This window comes from Cyclobacteriaceae bacterium, from assembly GCA_013141055.1.
Classification (GTDB): domain Bacteria; phylum Bacteroidota; class Bacteroidia; order Cytophagales; family Cyclobacteriaceae; genus ELB16-189.
This window is the reverse complement of record JABFRS010000001.1, coordinates 2,431,597-2,452,244: the sequence shown is the minus strand read 5'-3', so window position 1 is coordinate 2,452,244 and position 20,648 is coordinate 2,431,597. Positions and strand designations below refer to the sequence as shown.

General features: G+C 41.0%; 15 protein-coding genes. 10 read left to right on the top strand and 5 right to left on the bottom strand.

Translation table 11 applies throughout. The annotated features are described in order from the left end of the window. Positions 1 to 220 precede the first annotated feature (220 nt). Positions 221 to 763 (top strand): TIGR00730 family Rossman fold protein, encoded by a 543-nt coding sequence (locus HOP08_10955; protein ID NOT75440.1) that lies wholly within the window; start codon positions 221 to 223, stop codon positions 761 to 763. 61 nt (positions 764 to 824) lie between these two features. Beyond that, a complete protein-coding gene (locus HOP08_10950) occupies positions 825 to 2,048 on the top strand; it encodes a PDZ domain-containing protein (protein NOT75439.1) in 1,224 nt (407 codons plus the stop codon). Here HOP08_10950 and HOP08_10945 read toward each other — a convergent pair. Beyond that, positions 2,045 to 2,515 carry a hypothetical protein gene (locus HOP08_10945; GenBank protein NOT75438.1) on the bottom strand — a complete coding sequence of 157 codons (471 nt, stop codon included), beginning with the start codon at positions 2,513 to 2,515 and terminating at the stop codon, positions 2,045 to 2,047. The genes HOP08_10950 and HOP08_10945 overlap by 4 nt on opposite strands. 116 nt (positions 2,516 to 2,631) lie before the next feature. Here HOP08_10945 and HOP08_10940 point away from each other — a divergent pair, with 116 nt between their 5' ends. From HOP08_10940 to HOP08_10930, 3 genes are all read left to right on the top strand, one after another. Beyond that, positions 2,632 to 3,753, top strand: coding sequence for an NAD(P)/FAD-dependent oxidoreductase (locus HOP08_10940; protein ID NOT75437.1), 1,122 nt, complete (start codon positions 2,632 to 2,634; stop codon positions 3,751 to 3,753). An 80-nt stretch (positions 3,754 to 3,833) separates the two neighbouring features. Continuing rightward, positions 3,834 to 4,826, top strand: a complete 993-nt coding sequence (locus HOP08_10935; GenBank protein NOT75436.1) for a TIM barrel protein — start codon at positions 3,834 to 3,836, stop codon at positions 4,824 to 4,826. Between the two features lie 15 nt (positions 4,827 to 4,841). After that, on the top strand, positions 4,842 to 6,050 hold the full coding sequence (locus HOP08_10930; protein ID NOT75435.1) for a carboxypeptidase-like regulatory domain-containing protein: 1,209 nt from the start codon (positions 4,842 to 4,844) through the stop codon (positions 6,048 to 6,050). Here the strand turns inward: HOP08_10930 and HOP08_10925 are convergent. Next, positions 6,047 to 6,949: a UbiA family prenyltransferase gene (locus HOP08_10925; protein NOT75434.1), complete on the bottom strand. Its 903-nt coding sequence runs from the start codon at positions 6,947 to 6,949 to the stop codon at positions 6,047 to 6,049. The genes HOP08_10930 and HOP08_10925 overlap by 4 nt on opposite strands. A gap of 50 nt (positions 6,950 to 6,999) precedes the next feature. Here HOP08_10925 and HOP08_10920 point away from each other — a divergent pair, with 50 nt between their 5' ends. The 3 genes from HOP08_10920 (at position 7,000) to HOP08_10910 (ending at position 9,480) form a co-directional block, all read left to right on the top strand. After that, positions 7,000 to 8,106 (top strand): type III polyketide synthase, encoded by a 1,107-nt coding sequence (locus HOP08_10920; GenBank protein ID NOT75433.1) that lies wholly within the window; start codon positions 7,000 to 7,002, stop codon positions 8,104 to 8,106. 21 nt (positions 8,107 to 8,127) lie between these two features. Beyond that, positions 8,128 to 8,835, top strand: a complete 708-nt coding sequence (locus HOP08_10915) for a methyltransferase domain-containing protein (protein NOT75432.1) — start codon at positions 8,128 to 8,130, stop codon at positions 8,833 to 8,835. A gap of 102 nt (positions 8,836 to 8,937) precedes the next feature. Then, on the top strand, positions 8,938 to 9,480 hold the full coding sequence (locus HOP08_10910) for a hypothetical protein (protein NOT75431.1): 543 nt from the start codon (positions 8,938 to 8,940) through the stop codon (positions 9,478 to 9,480). 15 nt (positions 9,481 to 9,495) lie between these two features. Here the strand turns inward: HOP08_10910 and prfA are convergent, their stop codons facing one another. After that, on the bottom strand, positions 9,496 to 10,563 hold the full coding sequence (prfA, locus tag HOP08_10905) for a peptide chain release factor 1 (protein NOT75430.1): 1,068 nt from the start codon (positions 10,561 to 10,563) through the stop codon (positions 9,496 to 9,498). 91 nt (positions 10,564 to 10,654) lie between these two features. Here prfA and HOP08_10900 point away from each other — a divergent pair, with 91 nt between their 5' ends. Both HOP08_10900 and HOP08_10895 read left to right on the top strand, forming a co-directional pair. Further along, positions 10,655 to 11,140, top strand: a complete 486-nt coding sequence (locus HOP08_10900; GenBank protein ID NOT75429.1) for a hypothetical protein — start codon at positions 10,655 to 10,657, stop codon at positions 11,138 to 11,140. A gap of 16 nt (positions 11,141 to 11,156) precedes the next feature. Then, positions 11,157 to 14,918, top strand: a complete 3,762-nt coding sequence (locus HOP08_10895) for a 5-oxoprolinase (GenBank protein ID NOT75428.1) — start codon at positions 11,157 to 11,159, stop codon at positions 14,916 to 14,918. A 1-nt stretch (position 14,919) separates the two neighbouring features. On the opposite strand, the gene HOP08_10890 is transcribed toward HOP08_10895, so the two are convergent. Continuing rightward, positions 14,920 to 19,686: a hypothetical protein gene (locus HOP08_10890; GenBank protein ID NOT75427.1), complete on the bottom strand. Its 4,767-nt coding sequence runs from the start codon at positions 19,684 to 19,686 to the stop codon at positions 14,920 to 14,922. A gap of 101 nt (positions 19,687 to 19,787) precedes the next feature. Next, on the bottom strand, positions 19,788 to 20,621 hold the full coding sequence (prmA, locus tag HOP08_10885) for a 50S ribosomal protein L11 methyltransferase (GenBank protein NOT75426.1): 834 nt from the start codon (positions 20,619 to 20,621) through the stop codon (positions 19,788 to 19,790). Between the last annotated feature and the right edge of the window lie 27 nt (positions 20,622 to 20,648).

Sequence of the window (20,648 nt, the reverse complement as noted above, 5' to 3'; positions counted from 1 at the left end):
CGTTTTAAACTCAATTTAAAAGAATAATGTTTCCGCAATCTTCAAATATTGTTAGAAAGAACAAAAGGAGTTTAATTTGGGTCTTTAAACCCATCCAATATGGAAGTCTTTGGTGTAGTGATCTTTCTTTTTGCCCTGGCAATTGCATCTGTTTGGTTGTTCCCAAATAAGTCCGTTAGTAATAACGAGCACGATATAAAGCACTGACAATCCTCAAGGCATGAATGTTTGTGTTTTTTGCGGATCCAGTCCAGGCGAAGACCCTATTTATGCTGAAGCAGCCCAAGATATCGGGCAACGTCTGGCCAAGGCTGGTCATACTCTTGTGTATGGAGGTGGCAATGTTGGCTTGATGGGAATCGTCGCTGATGCTGTAATGGCTAATGGCGGCAAAGTAATTGGTATCATTCCTGATTTTCTGATGAAACGTGAAGTTGGCCATAAAGGACTGACCGAACTCATTGTTGTCAGCTCAATGCATGAGCGCAAAAAGAAGATGGCAGATCTTGCTGATGCTTTTGTTGCCTTACCCGGCGGATGGGGCACTCTGGATGAGCTTGCCGAGATCATGACATGGCGCCAACTCGGATTGATTGATCAACCCATTGGATTACTTAATACAGATTCATTCTTTTCTCCTCTTATCACCCAAATGAAGACAATGTCAGAAAAGGGCTTTCTTCATCCGGCAAACTTAAAATTTCTGATTGTTGAAAATTCTCCAGCAAAAATGCTCACCACGCTGGGGGTAGTTACCGTTTAAGTATTTAACGTTTCTAATTTTTTTCAATAGTTTTATCAGGGGCAATTCCCCTTCAGATACTTTGCGAAGATTTTTATTCATAGCAGCACTCTTATTTCCTGCCTGGTGTAACGCTCAATTGGGCTTTTCACTGTCAGATGAAAAACGCAGTGTTACTTTTCCAATAGAGATTTGCAACAACCTTGTTGTCATACCTGTTGTGCTTAATGGTCAATTGCCATTGAAGTTTATTCTTGATACAGGAGTTCGCACGACCATCCTCACTGAAAAGAGTTTTAGTGATATTCTAAGACTCACTTACGGCAGGCATTATTTAGTCTCCGGACCAGGTGGTGAAAAGCTGGTAGAAGCTTTTGTTACTAACAATGTGACGTTGGATATGCCGGGAGTTCATGGGGAAGGTCATGCTATGTTAGTATTAGAGAAGGATTATCTGGAGTTGAGAAATTACTTGGGGATTGATGTGCAGGGTATTCTTGGGTATGAGGTCTTCAGTAGATTTATCGTAGAGGTGGATTATGAGAATAAGCTTCTCACTCTTTCGTTACCCGAGTTCTTCAAGCCAAGAAAGAAATTCCAGGCATTATCAATCAGTGTTCAGGATACAAAGCCATATGTTCAGTTGCCTGTTCAAATGATGAATGGTTATGTATTCAATGCAAAATTAATGGTTGATAGCGGTGCCAGTCATGGTCTCGTGATCGATCCCGTAAGCGATCCAAACATTGTATTACCTGAAAAGCATGTGACAAGTTTGATCGGTCGGGGCATTGGTGGATTAATCACAGGGCAGATAGGTAGAATCAAATCTATTGAACTTGGGAAGTATCGCATTGAAGGTGTGATTGCAAATTTTCCTGATGTTAATAGTTATACTGACACACTGAAGTCTTCTGATGTTTTTCGACACGGGGCATTGGGTGGGGAGATTTTGGCCCGATTCACAACGATCTATAATTTTCCAGGTGGAAAAATTTACATTAAGAAAAACGCGTCTTTCTATACCGGTTTTAATTTTAATATGAGTGGGCTGACTTTGAAAGCAAAAGGTTCACGATTACGCAAATACGAAATCACGGATGTCAGGAAAGATTCTGCCGCTGAAAAAGTCGGTATTAAAAATGGGGATGAACTATTGTCCATCAATGGATTGCCCGTATCTGAATTCAATCTCAATAACATCAATGGCTTCTTCAATTCAAGACCTGGTAAAAAAATAAAGATGGAACTTCTCCGTGATGGTCAGCGAATGGTGAAAACCTTTGCTTTGGAGAATCAAATCTAAAAGGTCGCAGATTTTAACAGTCGCCCCAACTGTCCTTTTCTTTTCTTGTAGGCCTTTTCCCAATAACGCTGTGTCTCAAGAAAACGGAGTGAATTTATAAGCACACGATATAAAAGATCACTACTCATATTTTGCTTCAGCACATAATTCATTACTCCTGCCCCAATCGTCTCCTGATAGTTAGAGTTCTTCAATATTGTAATAGGCACATTGCGGGTTTTACGACCGTGCAGTTTTTCTACCATTTTATGCAGTTCACTACGACCGATATTATCATCAATAATGATATGCTGAGGCTTGAAAAAGATGAGTCTCTCGAGAATTGATTTCATATCGAAAGCCATTTCAGTGAGAACCTTCCGATGCTCCATGCCATGAAGCTGATCAAACACATAACCGAGCTCAATTGGGTTGTTTCCAACCACGAGCACCTTCCATTGTTCGGGTAATTTTTCCTGCTCAGTCATAGACAATTCTATAACGTTTAAAGCGGGAAATTGTAAGAAGTTACACGAAGTATATTTTTCTTTTAAAAGAAAAGAGATAAGTGTGCTCCTGCAGGGTCAATTTGCTAGTTTTAAATGTGCTAGAAAAAAAAATAGTTATTGCAGGAGGAGGTTTGGCAGGATTAATTTGCTCCATACACCTCACCCGCTCGGGGGTACCGTGTCGCTTGATTGAAAAAAATCGGTATCCGTTTCACAGAGTTTGCGGCGAGTACATTTCCAATGAAGTAATTCCCTACTTAAAATCCCTTGATGTCTTTCCTTCGGAATTAAATCCGACATCTATACAAAGATTTCAATTGACTTCCGTGAATGGAAAATCTGCGTCACTGGCCCTGGATCTTGGCGGGTTTGGAGTTAGTCGTTATCGATTGGATAATTTTCTCTTTCAAAAGGCCAAATCATTTGGTGTTGAATTTGATCTTGATACAGAAGTTGAAAAGATATCTTATGATCATGATCTCTTTTCCGTTCAGACAAAATCCAAATCGCTTAATGCCGACATCGTTATTGGATCCTTTGGAAAAAGATCGAAACTAGATGTACAGCTGAGTCGTTCTTTTATTCAAAAGAGATCACCTTACGTCGGAGTTAAGTATCATATTCGTTTAAATAATTTCCCTGATGATATGATTGCTCTTCATAATTTTAAAGACGGCTACTGCGGCATTAGTCGGGTAGAAGATGGAGTTACAAATCTTTGCTACCTCACTCATCGGAACAATGTGAAAAAACACGGAAGCTTGCCCTCAATGGAAAAGGAAATTCTTTTCCAAAACCCATTTTTGAAAAGAATATTTGAAGAGGCGGTTTTTCTTTTTGACAAACCCGAGACCATCAATGAGATCTCTTTTGAAACAAAATCACCTGTTGAAGATCATATCATGATGGCTGGAGATGCTGCAGGAATGATCACTCCTCTTTGTGGAAATGGAATGGCCATGGCTATTCATTCCGCTAAAATTCTCAGCGAGCACATTATACAGTTTTGCAAGGACGAAAAATACACACGACAACAAATGGAGTCTGATTATACTCTAGCCTGGAGAACTCACTTTGAAAAAAGACTCTGGGCGGGAAGAAATATTCAGAAGTTATTCGGAGATGTATGGGCTTCCAACGTCGCCGTGAATCTTGCGCGACATATACCGTCTGCTGCAACATATCTGATGAAGAAGACTCATGGAATTCCCTTTTAATGACTTTGGGAATCGCTCCTGTAAAATGAAATCCATTAACCGGATAATTTTTTAACTTTCATTATCTAAACCCAATTATCATGAATTCATCCAATCGCCGAGATTTTATACGTACACTTGGTCTTCTGACTGCAGGGTACGGATTAACCGCCAGTACCCTCTCTTCCTGCTCATCAAAACCTTCATCCAAAGAAGCATCAGACACTACATCGGTGGCTGTTGAGTTGAAAAAGGAAGTGTTTTTTAAAATATCATTGGCTGAATGGTCTTTACATCGTGCGCTGCAGGCAAAGCAATTGGATAATCTGGACTTCCCGGCGAAAGCAAAGAATGACTTTGGAATTTCCGCTGTTGAATATGTAAATCAATTCTTCAAGGATAAAGCAAAAGACACAACGTATCTGACTGAGCTTAAAAAACGATGCGATGATAACGGCGTTACAAGTGTGCTGATTATGATTGATAACGAAGGATTCATGGCAGATCTTGATGCCAAGAAACGCAAACAGGCGGTTGAGAATCACTATCAATGGGTGGATGCAGCCAAATTCCTGGGTTGTCATTCTATTCGTGTGAATTGCTTTGGAGAAGGATCACGTGAAGAGGTAGCAAAAGCGGGTATCGATGGACTTCATAAACTTAGCGAGTATGCACAAACGGCGAACATTAATGTGATTGTTGAAAATCACGGCGGAATGTCTTCCGATGGACAATGGTTAAGCGGTGTCATTTCTTCAGTGGGAATGGCGAATTGCGGAACATTGCCCGACTTTGGAAATTTCTGCGTGAAAAGAGAGAAGGGTGACATGTGGAATTCCAAATGCGTGGAATACTACGATCGTTATCAGGGAGTAACTGAACTAATGCCGTTTGCCAAAGGCGTAAGTGCAAAAACTTATGACTTCGATGAACAGGGAAATTGTATTGAGACTGATTATCAAAGGATTCTTCCAATTGTTAAGTCTGCAGGCTATACTAATTATATAGGAATAGAATATGAAGGAGATAAGCTGTCTGAAGAAGATGGTATTCGCGCAACGAAGAAACTCCTTGAGAAATACGGTATGATCTAATTATTAATTGGAGCAATGCTGTTTTTTCTCAAGACCGTGTTTTTCAGTAGAAAAATTTTCATTGCTTCAATCTTTTTACTGATTGTTTTTGGTTACAGTCCATCATTTTCTCAAAGTGTAATTTCGGGATGGGTCGTTGACGACAACAATCAATCAATTCTATCGGCAAGTGTCTACCTGGCATCCACATCCATGGGTGCCAGCACAGACTACAATGGATACTTTCACTTTAAGGTCTCACAACAGGGAAAGTATGAACTGATTGTCTCATACGTAGGCTATAACAAAATCCGAATTCCTGTTCTGATCGGAACTGACTCAGTCTTTTCATTCAAACTACAAATGCAGCAGGAGAATGCTCAACTTGGAGGTGTTCTCATTCTTCCGGATACCACAAATCGTAAGAGAGACTTCAAGGAGTTTAAAAGAATATTTCTGGGAGAAACCCGTAATGCTTCGCTCTGTGAAATCAAAAACCCAAAGGACATCTTTGTTTACTATGATGAGGCTGAAAGAACCTTAGTGGCCTATTGCAAAAAGCCGGTGATTATTGAAAATCGTGCATTGGGTTATAATCTATTTTATGAAATCGAACATTTCAAAGCCATAAAGAGTGGTTTTGATGTAAATGTTGACTTCTCGGGCTCTACCCGTTTCGGGGAGATGGCTGACAGTATCTCCAAGTTCAATCATGAAAAACTGAGAGAACGATCGTATCAGGGATCATTGATGCACCTGATGAAATCTCTTCGTTCAAATCGTCTGAAGGAAGAAGAATGGGAAGTAAGGATCGAGTATCCAGAAATTCGTCCCGACGACTTTACCATTAATGATAAGATCCGTCTTCATAGAAAAAGACATGATTGGGACAGTGTGAATTATTACAAGGAAATGAAGCTATTGCCAATCAAAAGTCACCTGAGATCTGAACCTCTCCATGGAAATGAACTGCTTGACAAAAATGACCATGAACTACTGGTCTTCAACGGAAAACTTCTGGTGATTTATATGAAGGAGCGGGATGAACGATTTCAACCTCCCAAAGGAAAATATTATCCATATCAGCTTTCCACGATCCTCATCGAGGGAGGCAATCGCAGGATTTTTGAGAACGGATATTATGAACCTCAAAAGGATTTATATGTCAGCGGCTATCTGGCATTTTCAGAACGCGTTTCCGAATTCCTGCCTTATGAGTATGCTCCTGCAAAAAAGAAACCTTAATACCCGGCCTGTATTGCCGCCAGTACTCCACTGAAGTTTAAAAAGAAATAGATAAAAAAAACATTCAGACATGTTGCTGATATAAAGTTGAGCAACATAGCGTACTTATAATTTGCTGCGTTTGAGTCCTTAAAAACTTTAAGAAACCAAAAGCTGAAAAATAAGACTACTGGTCCCAACGCAAGAAGGAACATCCATCCATACTTTATGTCATAAAAACTTTGGAAAAAAAGAATGAAGCCTGCAGAAGCAACCGCAAAGAATATTCCAGCAAAATAGAAGGTGCCGCGAATTCCCAGCATTCTGCTTAATGTATAGTCACCATGTTTCTCATCTTCCTCATGCTGATAGACCTGAGTCATTGGATAATTTGCCCACAACATGATGCTGGTAAGAAATGCCGGGAAAAGAACCTTTGGTTGTAAGAGGTTCATTACATCAAAGTCATTGATGCCAGCATAGCACATCATGAAAGTAAATGCACCCTGAAACAAGCCCGTTACGATCCATCCTGAAATTGCATACTTCTTCAGTCGAACAGACGGGTGGCTGTAAGCTTTTGAGACGAGTCCATAGATCAGGATCATGATGGCAAATAAAAGTGAGATCTTAATAAATGCCAGGATGATTGCGATCCCATCCAAAGCCAAAGAAACCCAATAAAGGCCTTTTTGAACAGGTGGAGGGTTTTTCAGGCCACCAATACTTTTCTCATCCTTATCAAAATAACTATTGAATCCATTACTGGCGGGGTAAAGAAAAAGATGCAGGATTATAAAAATCCATAACAATCTTGATTCTTTTAGGTTAGGAGAAACAGCGACAGAAAACAAAAATACAGGCAACAAAAAGTAAGAGAATGGAATCCTTAGATGAAGCAGGGTTGATTTTGAAAACATACTGAGAGTTGTATGAATAAAAATAATGTTTTTAAACTATTATTGAGCAAATGAGCTTTATCACGTCCATCGGCACCGCTACGCCGCCACATGCCCTGAACCAGACGGTAATCTCCGATTTCATGATCCAGTCGATGAGACTAGGTGAAGATGACGCCCGCAAGATCAGAGTGCTGTTTCGCGCAAGCGGTATAGAAACACGCTATTCCGTTTTGGAAGACTATGGAAAAACCCATGGGTTTAATTTTTATGAAAACACTCCGGATATGGAGCCGTTTCCATCCACCAAAAGACGTCTCGAGTTATATCGTCGTCATGCGTTGGCAATTAGCCTCGAGGCTGTTTCAAAATGTATTTCAACAATAGCGGATTTCAGAAAAGATTCAATAACACATCTTGTAGTCGTGAGCTGTACAGGTATGTATGCTCCCGGGCTCGACATCGATCTGGTAAAAGCACTCGGGCTTCGTTCAGATGTTGAACGCACAAGCATCAATTTCATGGGATGTTACGCTGCTTTTAATGCATTAAAGATTGGGCGCGCTGTCTGCAATTCAGATCCTGATGCAAAAGTTCTTATCGTGTGCACAGAACTTTGCACAATACATTTCCAAAAAGAAAATACTGAAGACAACATGCTTGCCAATGCTTTATTTGCTGATGGGGCAGCAGCGGTGCTGGTTGAATCCAATCCAAGGAAAGGAATTAGCTTATTGCTTGAAAGTTTTCATTGCGAACTGGCAACACAAGGTGAACATGACATGACATGGACGGTCGGTGACCTCGGTTTTGAAATGCGTCTTTCATCCTATGTGCCGGATGTGATACGAAGCGGAATTAAAAACCTCACGCGCACTTTACTGAATAAGATTGATCAGCGTCTCGCCGAAGTTGAATACTTTGCAATTCATCCCGGTGGAAAGAAAATCCTGGAAACAATTGAAGCCGAGCTTGGACTTACCAAACAGGAAAACAAATATGCTTACGAGGTTTTGAGAAAGTATGGCAACATGTCTTCCCCCACCGTATTGTTTGTTTTGCTGGAAGTATGGAAAACACTTGGTACAGCTGATGATAACAAACATATTCTCAGCTTTGCCTTTGGGCCTGGCCTTACACTGGAGAGCTTGCTTCTAAAAATCAAGAATACTGACTAACTCGTTCCTTTCATTTTTCAAATGCCAGACTTCAGCAACCGATCCTCCGCTATCGAAATTATGGACGACCTTGATTGTCATGGGGAAGTTGTTGATCAAACGCTGCGTGAATTGGAATTCATCAATCGTTGGCTAGGCGGAAATGCCGTTACTCTTGAAGGTATTAAAAAACTTTTTAAGACATCTAAGAAGGAAAAACTTCATATAGCAGATCTGGGTTGTGGAGGTGGCGATATGCTTAAGCTGCTGGCCGACTGGGGAAGAAGGAATAACATTTCACTTCAATTAACAGGCATTGATGCAAATCCTCACATCATCGCTTTCGCAAAAAATAATTGCCAATCCTATCCCGAAATATCTTTCGAAACTCTGGATATCTTCTCATCTAATTTTGAGTCGAGGAAGTTTGATATTGTGATGGGAACACTCTTCTATCATCATTTTTCTCAGCAAATGCTGATTGATTTTTTTACCAAGCTCAGGCACCAGGTTAATGTTGGAATTATTATTAACGATATCCACCGTCACTGGCTTGCGTATCATTCCATCAGGCTACTCACAAAATTTTTCTCCAAATCGGCAATGGTAAAATTCGATGCACCACTTTCTGTATTACGTGCTTTTACCAAAAGGGAGATGATTGATATCCTTAATCAATCGGGGCTTGTTCCTTTTAAATTGAAATGGAAATGGGCATTCCGATGGCTCACTGTTTATGCTATTAAGTAATTTGTAATTGCCATAAGATCTTTGTGCCATTAGCGCGTTGTAATCAAACCCCCCAGAGTTTGGCACAGTTTTTCGTAATTTTAATTGACTAAATATCATCACATGAAAACAAATGTTCTTCTTATCGTACTTCTAATATTGGCAGGTTGTGGATCCAGTCCTTTTGGAACCAAGGTAAAAGAACCTTTTCGTGGAAATGCTTATGAATCGAATAATCGCTTCTTCCGCGCCTCCGGAAAAGGTGAAAGCACTTCAGACAATGTAGCAAGAGGGAAGGCTGATATTGAAGCAAAGACTTTTCTGGCGAGTCAGGTAAATACAACGATGAAACAGGTTGCAGATAACTATAATGCACAAACTGCCAATGACCGCGCTGCTGATGTGGAGATGAAATTTCAAAGCCTTGCCCGTGAAGTAATGAGCACAGACCTGGCAGATATCAGAAAAATCGGGGAAGAAAAGTATTACGATAAAAAACAAAACAAATACACTGTTTTTATCGCTTACGAAATTAAGAAGAACGCCATGTTTCGTTTCATGAAGAAGCAGGCAAAGACCGACCAGACGATAGACGAAAGGCAACAAGCTATCATTCAGAAAATTCTGGAGGAAGAGGAAAAAAAGTCAGAAGCAGAAGAAAATTAATCTGAAGGCTTCAGCTTACTTATTCTCTGTCATCTTTTCTGCCGTTTCCGCAATCTTTAATTGATTGATAAACTCATCCACTTCTCCATTCATAACAGCGGGAAGGTTATGTTGCGTGTATCCAATGCGGTGATCAGTTACGCGGCTTTGGGGATAATTATAGGTTCTGATCTTTTCGGAACGATCTCCGCTTCTGACCTGCGACCTGCGGGAAGCACCTATTTCATTGTTCTGCTTCTCAACTTCTATCTCATACAACTTTGCGCGAAGCATCTGAAGAGCTCTTTCACGATTGGCGTGCTGTGACCTTTCCACCTGACAAGTAATCACAATTCCACTTGGCTTATGTGTCAACTGAACTTTTGTTTCAACTTTATTAACGTTCTGACCTCCCGCACCGCTACTTCGTGCAGTTTGATATTCAAGATCTGCCGGGTTAATGACCACATCCACTTCTTCCGCTTCCGGCAATACTACTACAGATGCAGCTGAGGTATGAACACGGCCTTGCTGTTCAGTATCCGGAACACGTTGAACGCGATGAACGCCGGATTCATACTTAAAAATTCCGAATGCGCCTGACCCTTCGACCAGGGTAATGACTTCTTTATAACCACCCGATGTTCCTTCTGTCACATCCATCACACTCATCTTAAGTCCCTTTCGGTCACAGAAGCGTTGATACATTCGCCAGAGATCTCCGGCAAAGATGGCAGCCTCATCACCACCGGTGCCCGCACGAATTTCCAGAATGCAATTGCGATCATCGTTTGGATCTTTCGGCATGAGAAGTTCCTTAATCTCTTCTTCAATAGCATCTCGCTTTGGACTTAATTCGTCCAGTTCCATTTTTGCAAGTTCACGCATTTCAGGATCCTTCTCCTTTTCCAGAACTTCCTTTGCATGCTGAAGTCCATCCAGTGCAGAGCGGAATTCTTTGTACTTGATCACGACTTTTTCAAGATCACGATACTCCTTGCTTAGCTGGGTGAACTTCTTAATATCCGACACTACGCCCTGCTGGCCGAGCAATTGGCCGACTTCTTCAAAGCGGAGGTTGATTTCTTCTAGTTTTTCAATCATATTTCAAAAGCGGGCACAAAGTTATAAATTCGAATGGAGTATTGAGACTTCCTTTTCGAGAAGTAGATTTGATGGCATTTGAACGATTATTATGAAGAAACTGGTGATATTGATCCTGGTCTGTTGGGGATGTGGTGGAAAGCTGAGTGATGAACAGCGGAAGAGACTTCATGATGGGATGGCCACCCAGGACATCAAAAGAATCTCAGATGCGGATATGCAGGCAGCGGCCTTAAAGTTTGGCCAGTCGGTATTTGCTGATCTGCAAAAGATCGATAAGTCTCTCAGCAAAAAAACAAAAATGGATTCGTTTGCCGCAAAAAGAGACCTCCGGATTTTCATGCTTGAACCGAATGATTCAACATTACTTGAGATTGAAAAGGCACTGGTTGATGCATATGTTACCGGAACTGATATTGGAATGGTTGGAGAAAATCTTCAAAACATCGGGGAGGATTCTATACTTTTCACCAAGCCTGTCTTTAAAGATAAACCAGATGGTTCACAACAATTCAGCTACGCGATCGGTATAAAAATGGCGAAGAAAACTGTCATCCTGGCTTCACCTTCTCTCTGATCTAAAAATCCTTTACGTGCCTTCTCGTTCAAATTCATTCTGGCAAATCTGGATTGATACTGGAGGAACCTTCACGGATTGTATTGCAACGTCCCCTACTGGGAATATTCTAAGATTAAAAATTCTTAGCAGCAGCGTTCTGCGCGGAAAGGCAATTCGCAGAATCAGCGATTACATTTTGAAAGCTGAAATGTCCTGGCCAATTGAAAAGGATATCTTTAAAGAGTTTGATTTTAAAATGATTGGAAGTTCCTTCTCTTCCAGCATCGAAAAAATTGATCTTGAAAAGAAATACATTCATTTTTTAAACCCACTTCCAAAAAAAATAGAAGGGTTTTCTTTCGAAGTAACCTCACATGAAGAAGTTCCTGTGCTGGCGGCACGTCTTCTCACAGGCACTTCGCTTTACGAAAGTTTCCCTGCGATTGAGATGAAACTGGGATCCACCCGCGGTACCAATGCCATTCTCGAACGAAAAGGTGCAAAGACTGCCTTGATTGTTACAAAAGGATTTAAAGATCTGCTCCTGATTGGTAATCAGCAACGACCTGATTTGTTTACACCGAACATCATCAAGCCTTCTCAACTCTATAACTCTGTTATCGAAGTCAGTGAACGCATTGAAAATAACGGAACGGTTCTACGACCACTAAGAGCATCCGAGATTAACGCGATCATATCGCAATTGAGGAAACAAAAAATCGAATCGGTTGCTATCGCATTGTTGAATAGTTATAGAAATCCTGAACATGAATTAGAATTAGAGAAAGCTCTGAAGAAGAGTGGCTTTAATTATGTGTCGGTTTCTACCAATCTTTCATCACAGCTTAAAATCCTTCCACGCGCCGAAACAAGTGTAGCGAACGCATACCTTGATCCGATCATTGATCAGTATCTCTCCGGAATCCAAAAAGGATTATCAAATGCAAAGTTAAGTATCATGACCAGCGCAGGTAGTCTGGTCAGAGCAACTTCATTTTATCCCAAAGACAGTTTGCTCAGTGGTCCCGCTGGTGGCGTTGTTGGAGCAGCAAATCAGGCAGCAAAATCCGGGGTTCATAAACTCATTGCGTTTGATATGGGTGGAACCAGCACCGATGTATCTCTCTATAATAATCGCCTTGATTACAGATTTGAATCGCATGTAGGGAGTTTTAAGATTTTATCTCCATCACTTTCAATTGAAACCATCGCCGCTGGTGGTGGATCCATTTGTGATTTTGATGGACATCGTTTTACTGTAGGGCCTCATAGCGCCGGAGCTTCTCCCGGACCCGCATGTTATGATGCCGGGGGGCCTTTGACCATCACAGACGTCAACTTATTGCTTGGAAGATTGAATCCGGGCATCTTCTCCATACCTGTCAATCAAAAAAAATCTGAGGAAGCATTAAACAATCTGCTTCTGAAAATTAAACGGGCAACAGGGCGTGTAGTAAAATCTCAATCCGTACTGGAATCGCTTGTTCAAATTGCCAATGAAAAGATGGCCGATGCGATCAGAAAAATATCAGTTCAGCAGGGACATGATCCAAAGGATTTTGCCTTACTCGGTTTTGGTGGGGCAGGTGGTCAACATGCCTGCGCACTGGCTGATATCCTGAAAATGAAAGAAGTCATCATTCCATATGATGCAGGATTATTAAGTGCGTATGGAATTGGCCACGCGTCAATCGAAATGTTTGAGGAGAAGTTGGTTCTTAAAGACTGGAAGAGTTTTGATTCTGCATTTCCTGAAGTTACTGCTCAACTTTTCGATAAAGCAAAGACAAAACTAGAGGCAGAAGGTTATTCAAAAGACGCGATTGGTTTGAAGAAAATCCTTCTTTTCCTAAGATTTTCGGGCCAGGATAGCTCAATTGAAATTGATTTTCAAAATGGTGATGACGTGCTTGCTTCTTTTCAAAAGAAATACATTTCAATATTCGGCCATTGGGTTGATCGTGCGGTAGAACTTGAAACGATCAAGGTAATTGCTTCTGTTGAAACAAAATCAGAAAAATTTATTGCTGAGGAATTAAAATCCTATCACCCTAAGCCTGTTGGCACGCAGTGGATTTTCTTCGGCGGAAAAAAGAAAAAAGGTAATGTCTATCAATGGGAATCTCTTTCTGCCGGCGCAACGATTGAAGGTCCCGCCATCGTAATCAGCAATAATTCAACAACGTTCATTGAAAATTACTGGACATGGTCATTGGATAAGAATCAGAACGCACATCTTGGTCAAAAGAAGAAAGTCAGCGCTAACAAAGTTCATTCTCAGGAAGCACAGTTGGAGCTATTCACCAATAGATTTACGGCCTTGGCACAAGAGATGGGAGCTTTGCTTCAGCGAACTTCTTTTTCTGTCAATGTCAAAGAACGGCTTGACTTCTCATGCGCGGTGCTCGACGCGGATGGTCAGCTTGTTGTTAACGCCCCACACATTCCTGTTCATCTTGGAAGCATGGGAGTATGTGTCAGGGAAGTCTGCCGTGTGATTCAAATGAAAGATGGTGACGTCATTGTCACCAATCACCCTGCGTTTGGAGGATCTCACCTCCCGGATGTAACATTGATAAAACCAATTTTCTTTAAGAAGAAACTTATTGCTTACGTTGCCAACAGGGCACATCATTCTGAGATTGGAGGAATGAAGCCAGGATCTATGCCTGCTAATGCAACATCTCTTGTCGAAGAGGGCATTATCATTTCACCCACCTATTTAATCCGACAAGGCGTACCTCAATGGGATTATGTAAAAGGAATTTTACTGAATGGTCCCTATCCTACCCGCGCCATTGAAGAGAATCTCGCGGATCTTAATGCTGCATTAGCGGCCGTTAATCTTGGAGAAAAAGGACTTCATCAGCTTTGCCTCCAATATGGGGAAAAGGAAGTGAGCCTTTACATGAAAAAGCTAAATGTCTACGCGACAACTTTGCTGAAGGAGAAAATAAGATCACTCAGAAAAAAATCATTCACAGCACTGGAGCGACTGGATGACGGCTCACCACTGAAGGTTCGTATCACAAAAATTTCAGATCGGCTAAAAATCGATTTTACCGGCTCCTCAAACGTTCATCCCGGAAATCTTAATGCAACAAAAGCCATTGTTCAAAGTGTTGTGCTTTATGTGCTTCGGTTGATGGTTGATCGTCCTCTACCAATGAACGAAGGCTTAATGAAGCCAGTGGAATTGATCCTTCCGACGGGGCTTTTAAACCCGGACTTCTCAAAAGAAAAATTACCAGCTGTTGTAGGCGGCAACACTGAGGTAAGTCAACGCCTTACTGATACGTTGCTAAAAGCATTTGGTTTAGTGGCGTGTAGTCAGGGTACGATGAATAATTTTCTTTTCGGTAATGATCGGTTTGGCTATTATGAAACGATCTGTGGTGGCACGGGTGCGGGTCATGGTTTTCATGGGACAGATGCCGTTCATCAGCATATGACGAATACGCGCATTACAGATCCTGAAGTCTTTGAGTTTCGCTATCCAGTAAGACTCGAAAAATTTGAGATCAGAAAAAATTCGGGTGGCAAGGGTAAATGGAATGGTGGGGATGGAATTGAAAGAGAAATTTTCTTTAAGGAATCACTGGATATCAACTTGCTCACACAGCACAGAGTGGAAAAACCTTACGGATTAAAAGGTGCAGCCCCTGGAAAAACCGGCGAGCAAATTCTTATTCATTCCAATGGAAAGAAGGAAAAATTAAAAGGAATGGACAGCAAGACTGTTAAAATTGGAGATCGCTTGATTATTAAAACACCTGGTGGCGGTGGATCAAATTGATTTAAAAACCGTCGTCTTCAGATTTTTCACCCTTCTTTTTCTCCTTTTTCTTTTCTGCAGTTGCAGCACCAAGCTCGTAAGGAGATTCAAGTCCAAGATAATTTTTGCGGAACCTGTTGATAAATGCCAGGGTTTCTTCATCACTACCAGGAATGAACACTAACTCTCCAGCCTTTGCTTTGGATGCATTTGTTTTCTTTGCAATGAGGTCATTAAAGATCGGACTGTGTGCCTGAACCATTAGACGGTTGTCTTCATAACCGAAATAATACCACGACTCAGGAGAAGCTTTTAAGAAAAGATGAAACACCGGACTGCCATCTTCATTCTTACGAATTTCCAGGAAGCCCTCGAACGATCCGTTAACATCAAATTTCTGAATGTTGCTCATCCCAAGAAGGCCCTGGCTATAAAAAGCTTTATACTTCTGAGACCATTTAAGATTCACATGTGAAAGCACGATGGGTTTTGCAAGAGCAGGAATCGTTCCCAAAGAAACATAACCCTGAAGCGACCGCTCTTCATAATCTTTCACAACACGCTCACCTACTATATCTGCAATTTTATAAAGCAACTCGGTCTGATCACCCAACCCTTCCTCTACAGTTTCATTTTTAATGATGTCTTGTAAATCAGCTGCCATCATTTGATATGATTGTATCGGAAGATTCATATCAACCATCATGAATGAATTCATTTTGATATCATTCGTTTCAAGATTTCCAGATCCGATACCAGACGCCGTTACCGTAAAATCCTTAAATCCTTTGAAGAAGTTAACAGGACCCTCAAAATGAACTTCGCTTTTCTCTTCGTTATAATTGAACACCTTTCCTGAAAGCTTTTCACCGGCAGCTTTTTGTCGATCTTCAATTTTAAATTGACCACTCTCCTTATCAAAATATAACGAGCCACTCGGCAGGAAGAAATCCTCATCATCCGGCGTCTTCTTTTCAGTTATAAATGTGATGTATAAACTATTATCTGCCGCATAATGCAATCCAGCCTCTGCCTTTCTGCCATTTTCTGTTTCAGCTTTATCAAAATCCAGATAAACATCTTTTTCATCACCACTTTGCTCATACTTCAACCAGGTGTTATAGTTCTTGATTTTTTTGAGATCTAGCTTTGCAAAGCCCTTCAACTGCAATGCTGGCTTGGAAGCATACATCACCATGTCTCCTTTATAAAAAATCCGTGGAGCCAGCACAAGGTTTGTTTTTGCGTCTACTGCTCCATGAGCGACGGTATGAAGTTGCTGGGCGCTATTCTTACCGCGTTTTGATTTTGCTTCTTCTGCCAATGGCTCAAGATGAAAATCCGTCATCTTGATCGCAAACGTATCGGAGATCGAATTCACATACTGATAGGTTGCATAACCCTTAAATTCTTTTCGGGAAATAATATCAACGACACCATCCGTTAGTCTATGATAACCGTTCAATGTATCAAGAATAATTGTTGTATTCTTCAACTGATTGATCTTAGCATTTTCCAGGATCAACACTTCGTTATTTTCCGGCGTGATCTTAGCATCTGCTACAATAATGTAAGGAATGCCACTCACCTTCATCTGCTGCGTCTTGATGTCATACTCAGCCTTTGTTGCGTTGAATGCCAAAGAATCTAATTCCTTCCGCGTCGTGTAGAAATATGAGTTTTCTATAGGTGTGGCAGCATCCTTAGTCATGGTAATCTTCTGAGTATTCAGGTCCCATCGTGCTTTTGGAATTGATGTTTTAAACTGTGCATATGGAAAATCAATCGCCGCTACTCCTTCAACTTCAGGACTGATCTCGGCAAAATTCTGAGCGAGATTAAATTTTAAACGTATGTCTTCCCCCGCCAATGCAGGCTTTTCCGGATTAGTGGTCTTCACCTGAAAGCTTGCATGACGTGCAGAGAAATCCTTGGCAGAAAAGCTAAGCTCATCTGATTTCGCTTCGGAACCTCGTGTGATCAACCTACCAGATCCTGTAACTCCAGATTTAGAAGCAGTCATTGATCCATCAAGCTGCGCAGTAGTGTTATAAAGATTAAAGGGATCCTTAAGATTTCTGATCGTAAACTTATCCTGCTTAGGCTTCCAGTTTAGTTCAAATTCAGGAAGTGTAACCTGAGGAAACCATACCTGCCCAAACTGTTTTTCTTTTATTTCACCAACCTTTCCACGACCCACAACAGAATCAGGATAAAATACAAAGTCATTTGATTCAACTGTTGCTGCTAGGTAATCGATCTTTCCAGCTACTCTTAATCCTTCGTTATCAAGATTGATGCCTCCATAAACTTTACCATCGCCCTTATACAATTGATAACCTGATGGAGGTATTCCATGCGTAAATCCTAATGACTTATCAGGCATCGTATGGAGTTTCTCCTTGAAACTTGGGAACATTCCGCTTGAGACAAAGGAGCCTTCAAAATTAATCGACCCTGGATCTGCATCATTCAAACTATCCAGTTTGAAAGGAGGCACAACAAAAAAGACAGACCTGTCATATGCTCCATCCAACACCTCGCTTCTGTCGAAATAGATAACTCCTCCTGCAGTTGCGTCAAGTCGTGGATAAGTAGATACTTTGATTTTTCCCGATTTGTTATCAGGAAAATTTATAAACAAGGTTCCTTGTGATTTATTTGATGCTGTTTGCAATCCTGCTTCCGCAGATGCTGTAGAGTCGGCGCCAACCATAGCATTATTCACGCGCCTTCTGGTAGTCTGACCCTTTGCATTTTTTTCCGTTACATAAAAGCGAATAGAGTCGATCTTATTGAGGTTGATGAAGAAGCTATCATATTTGAAAGTGAAGTCTTTTCCATTGATTTCAAAGTTTCCGGCTGTGATCTTACCATCAAATTTTATATCACGGTTCTGCAAAATTGTGATCGTGCTACTGTCAGGTTTAAGAATCACATTCAGGGAGTCACTCACATTAACTTCTTCCACACCCCGCACTGTCATTCTTCTCTTTGGGAAATTAACCGTGGCATTCGCAACCTTATCAGTAATGGAATGAATTTTCAGATTGTCGTAGTCAACTTCACCTTTCTTTGCATCAAAGAAATGCATGGCTTTGTCCTTTACCTGAACCAGTCCTAAAGCGGCATTGTAATTAATCATTCCCTTCTGCGAAAGAAAGGTCATAGCTGCCCTGACTGATTCCGGCTTTAATCTTAGCTTCTGAGAAAGGTCATAATCATAAAATTCACGAACCCCGTTTTTCTCAGCGTAGTTAACTACCAGAGCGAGTGGATGAAAATTAAAACCCTGTCCGCCCAGTATCCGATAGTCTTCGGGATTATAAAAATCAATTGATTCAATAACCATAGGCGCCTGATTTCCTCCACCAAGCGCAGTAATATTCATACTGTCAGATTTAAGATTCCAGCGAACTAAATCCGCACTGAAGTCAACATTAAAAAACGATGAGCTATACGGCGCATCACGCAATTGGCTCTTTGATCGCTGTAAAGAGAGAAGTTGCTTTCCAAAATGGTAGCGGAATTGAATTCCCGGATGGAAAATAGAATCATTCTCCTGATACATTTGGATCATTGCCTGCTTGGCACTGACAACAGAATCTTCGAACTCAAACAATCTTGAACGTGCCGTAAATTTCCGGTCGTCCGTACCTACAACTTCAATCCTTGAATAGTCATTACTTACGGATGAGCTATAGATTTTGCGACCATTCAATGCAAAGCCACCAATGTATTTCATGGTTTCATTACTAAAACCCGTCACGCGGATATTGCTTTTGAAAGACATAAAGCGAGGGTAATTTGAAGAAGCTTTGTCTTTATGTCGAACGCTCTTGAATTCAAAAATTCCATCCACCTTTCCCTGAAACTTACCAACATAAACCAATTTGCCTTGCTCAGCTTTCACGTTTGGCTTGTCAACATCGAAGTTGTATTCTTTAAATTCAAAATGAACCGAATCAGGATTGAGTCCTGCCGGTGACCAGTCAAAGGAACCATGCTCTCCAACAAACGTTCCGTCACGTAAAGAGAGCGTGCCGCTTGTGTTTCTCAATGCAACCGAATCGTAAGAGGTTATGAAATTGAAAGTAACAGATTCGAATTTTAAGATCGGCCCTGAAAGAACTGGTTGAGGCATGGGTTGCATCCAGGAAGGAATGGCTTCTTCCGCAACTTGGGTAGTATCATCTTTCCAAACGGTATTGTTATCCTGAGTTTCCTTGTTCTTATCCCACTGATTGAAGTTGTCCGTTGCTTTAGCTGAATCTGGTAATTCAGTGCTAACGTCTTTTATGTAATCAAATGTGTATTTGTCTTCTGAGGGGAGAAGTCGATAAGCAGGTTCATCGTGTAAGGTGTGATACTCAAAGAACACGCGTGTGTATTTAAAAAAAGCTGCCGTGCTTCCCTGATTTTCATTTTCAATTACCAGCTTAGCTACCTTAAGGAAAGAAGTTAGCTCAACAATGTCCGCTTTCTCACGGGTTACTGCGAATCCAATGGATCCATAATAATCAATCAATAGTGGGAATGGTTTGTATCTTTTTTTTGTGAATATCTTGGCTTGCTTTTTAATGAGGTCCTGCTGTTCGGACGTCAGAGTGTGCCAGGCTGTGGCGAATGCAGCACCTACCGCTGAAGACTCACTGCTCATCTTATCATTGTTTTCCAGTGTCACCCGGACACTATCCTGAAAGGCCAATTTATAGGCTTCCTGAGTCTGCGCCTGGAGGCCCAGGATGGAGACAATGATGGAAAATATGAACAGAACAACCTTTTTCACGCGGCCAAACCTTGAAATTCGTAAAATTATTTGGATTAACCCTGAGGTGGGGTGAAGCTATAACGCATCCCAAAGCAAATCATTGGGCATTCTTGTTAAATTCAGGATGTTTTTGTCAATAAAATGGACGCCCAGGTTTCTCTTTCGTCTGTTTTTAGCTTTTCGAAGCCATACTTATTAGCCTCTGAAACGAGATCCTTCACATCATGTGTATAAAATCCGCTGAGGAGAAGTTGTCCTCCCTTCTGAAGATTCTCAGAATATAATTTCATTTCAGCAAGCAGAACATTCTTGTTGATGTTGGCGAGAATGATGTCAAATTTTGTTGGCCATGAAAAATCACCGATGGTGCCTTGTCGTATGTTAATGTTAGAGCAGTGGTTAAGTCTGGCGTTTTCTTTTCCGTTCTCAATGCTCCACTCATCAATATCAAAAGCTTCAATGTTTTTTGCTCCCCGTTTTGATGCCATAACGGATAGAATTGCTGTTCCACATCCTGCGTCCATTACAAGTTTACCACTGTGATCCAGATGCAGCTGACTCTTGATCATTAAGTGAGTAGTCTGATGGTGCCCTGTTCCAAAAGACATTTTTGGTGTAATGATAATTTCGTAAGGATACTTCTTTTCAATTTTATGGAACTCAGCACGAATAAGGCATTGATCTTCGACAAAGACAGGATCAACATTTTTTTCCCATTCCTCATTCCAGTTTTCCTTGTGCACTTTGTCCTGATAGAAAAGCAATGGCTGAACATGCGCATACTTTTCCTTTACGTGTTCAAGGATTGTTAAGTCTGCATTCTTCTCTTCGGTATACGCATCAAACCCTTTTTCATTTTCCATGAAAGTATCAAAGCCTGCCTCAGCAACTTCTGCCATGAGAATTTCAGCGAAGTCTGGATTGCAAATTACCTGAAGACGGATGTACATGATGAGAATGAAAAATTGAAAAGATTTACC

What these genes read in the sequence shown, in the direction of transcription:
- HOP08_10955 (NOT75440.1), top strand. Translation starts at nt 221, where the DNA reads ATGAATGTTTGTGTTTTTTGCGGATCCAGTCCAGGCGAAGACCCTATT.
- HOP08_10945 (NOT75438.1), bottom strand. Translation starts at nt 2,515, where the DNA reads ATGACTGAGCAGGAAAAATTACCCGAACAATGGAAGGTGCTCGTGGTT.
- HOP08_10935 (NOT75436.1), top strand. Translation starts at nt 3,834, where the DNA reads ATGAATTCATCCAATCGCCGAGATTTTATACGTACACTTGGTCTTCTG.
- HOP08_10930 (NOT75435.1), top strand. Translation starts at nt 4,842, where the DNA reads ATGCTGTTTTTTCTCAAGACCGTGTTTTTCAGTAGAAAAATTTTCATT.
- HOP08_10925 (NOT75434.1), bottom strand. Translation starts at nt 6,949, where the DNA reads ATGTTTTCAAAATCAACCCTGCTTCATCTAAGGATTCCATTCTCTTAC.
- HOP08_10920 (NOT75433.1), top strand. Translation starts at nt 7,000, where the DNA reads ATGAGCTTTATCACGTCCATCGGCACCGCTACGCCGCCACATGCCCTG.
- HOP08_10915 (NOT75432.1), top strand. Translation starts at nt 8,128, where the DNA reads ATGCCAGACTTCAGCAACCGATCCTCCGCTATCGAAATTATGGACGAC.
- HOP08_10910 (NOT75431.1), top strand. Translation starts at nt 8,938, where the DNA reads ATGAAAACAAATGTTCTTCTTATCGTACTTCTAATATTGGCAGGTTGT.
- prfA (NOT75430.1), bottom strand. Translation starts at nt 10,563, where the DNA reads ATGATTGAAAAACTAGAAGAAATCAACCTCCGCTTTGAAGAAGTCGGC.
- HOP08_10900 (NOT75429.1), top strand. Translation starts at nt 10,655, where the DNA reads ATGAAGAAACTGGTGATATTGATCCTGGTCTGTTGGGGATGTGGTGGA.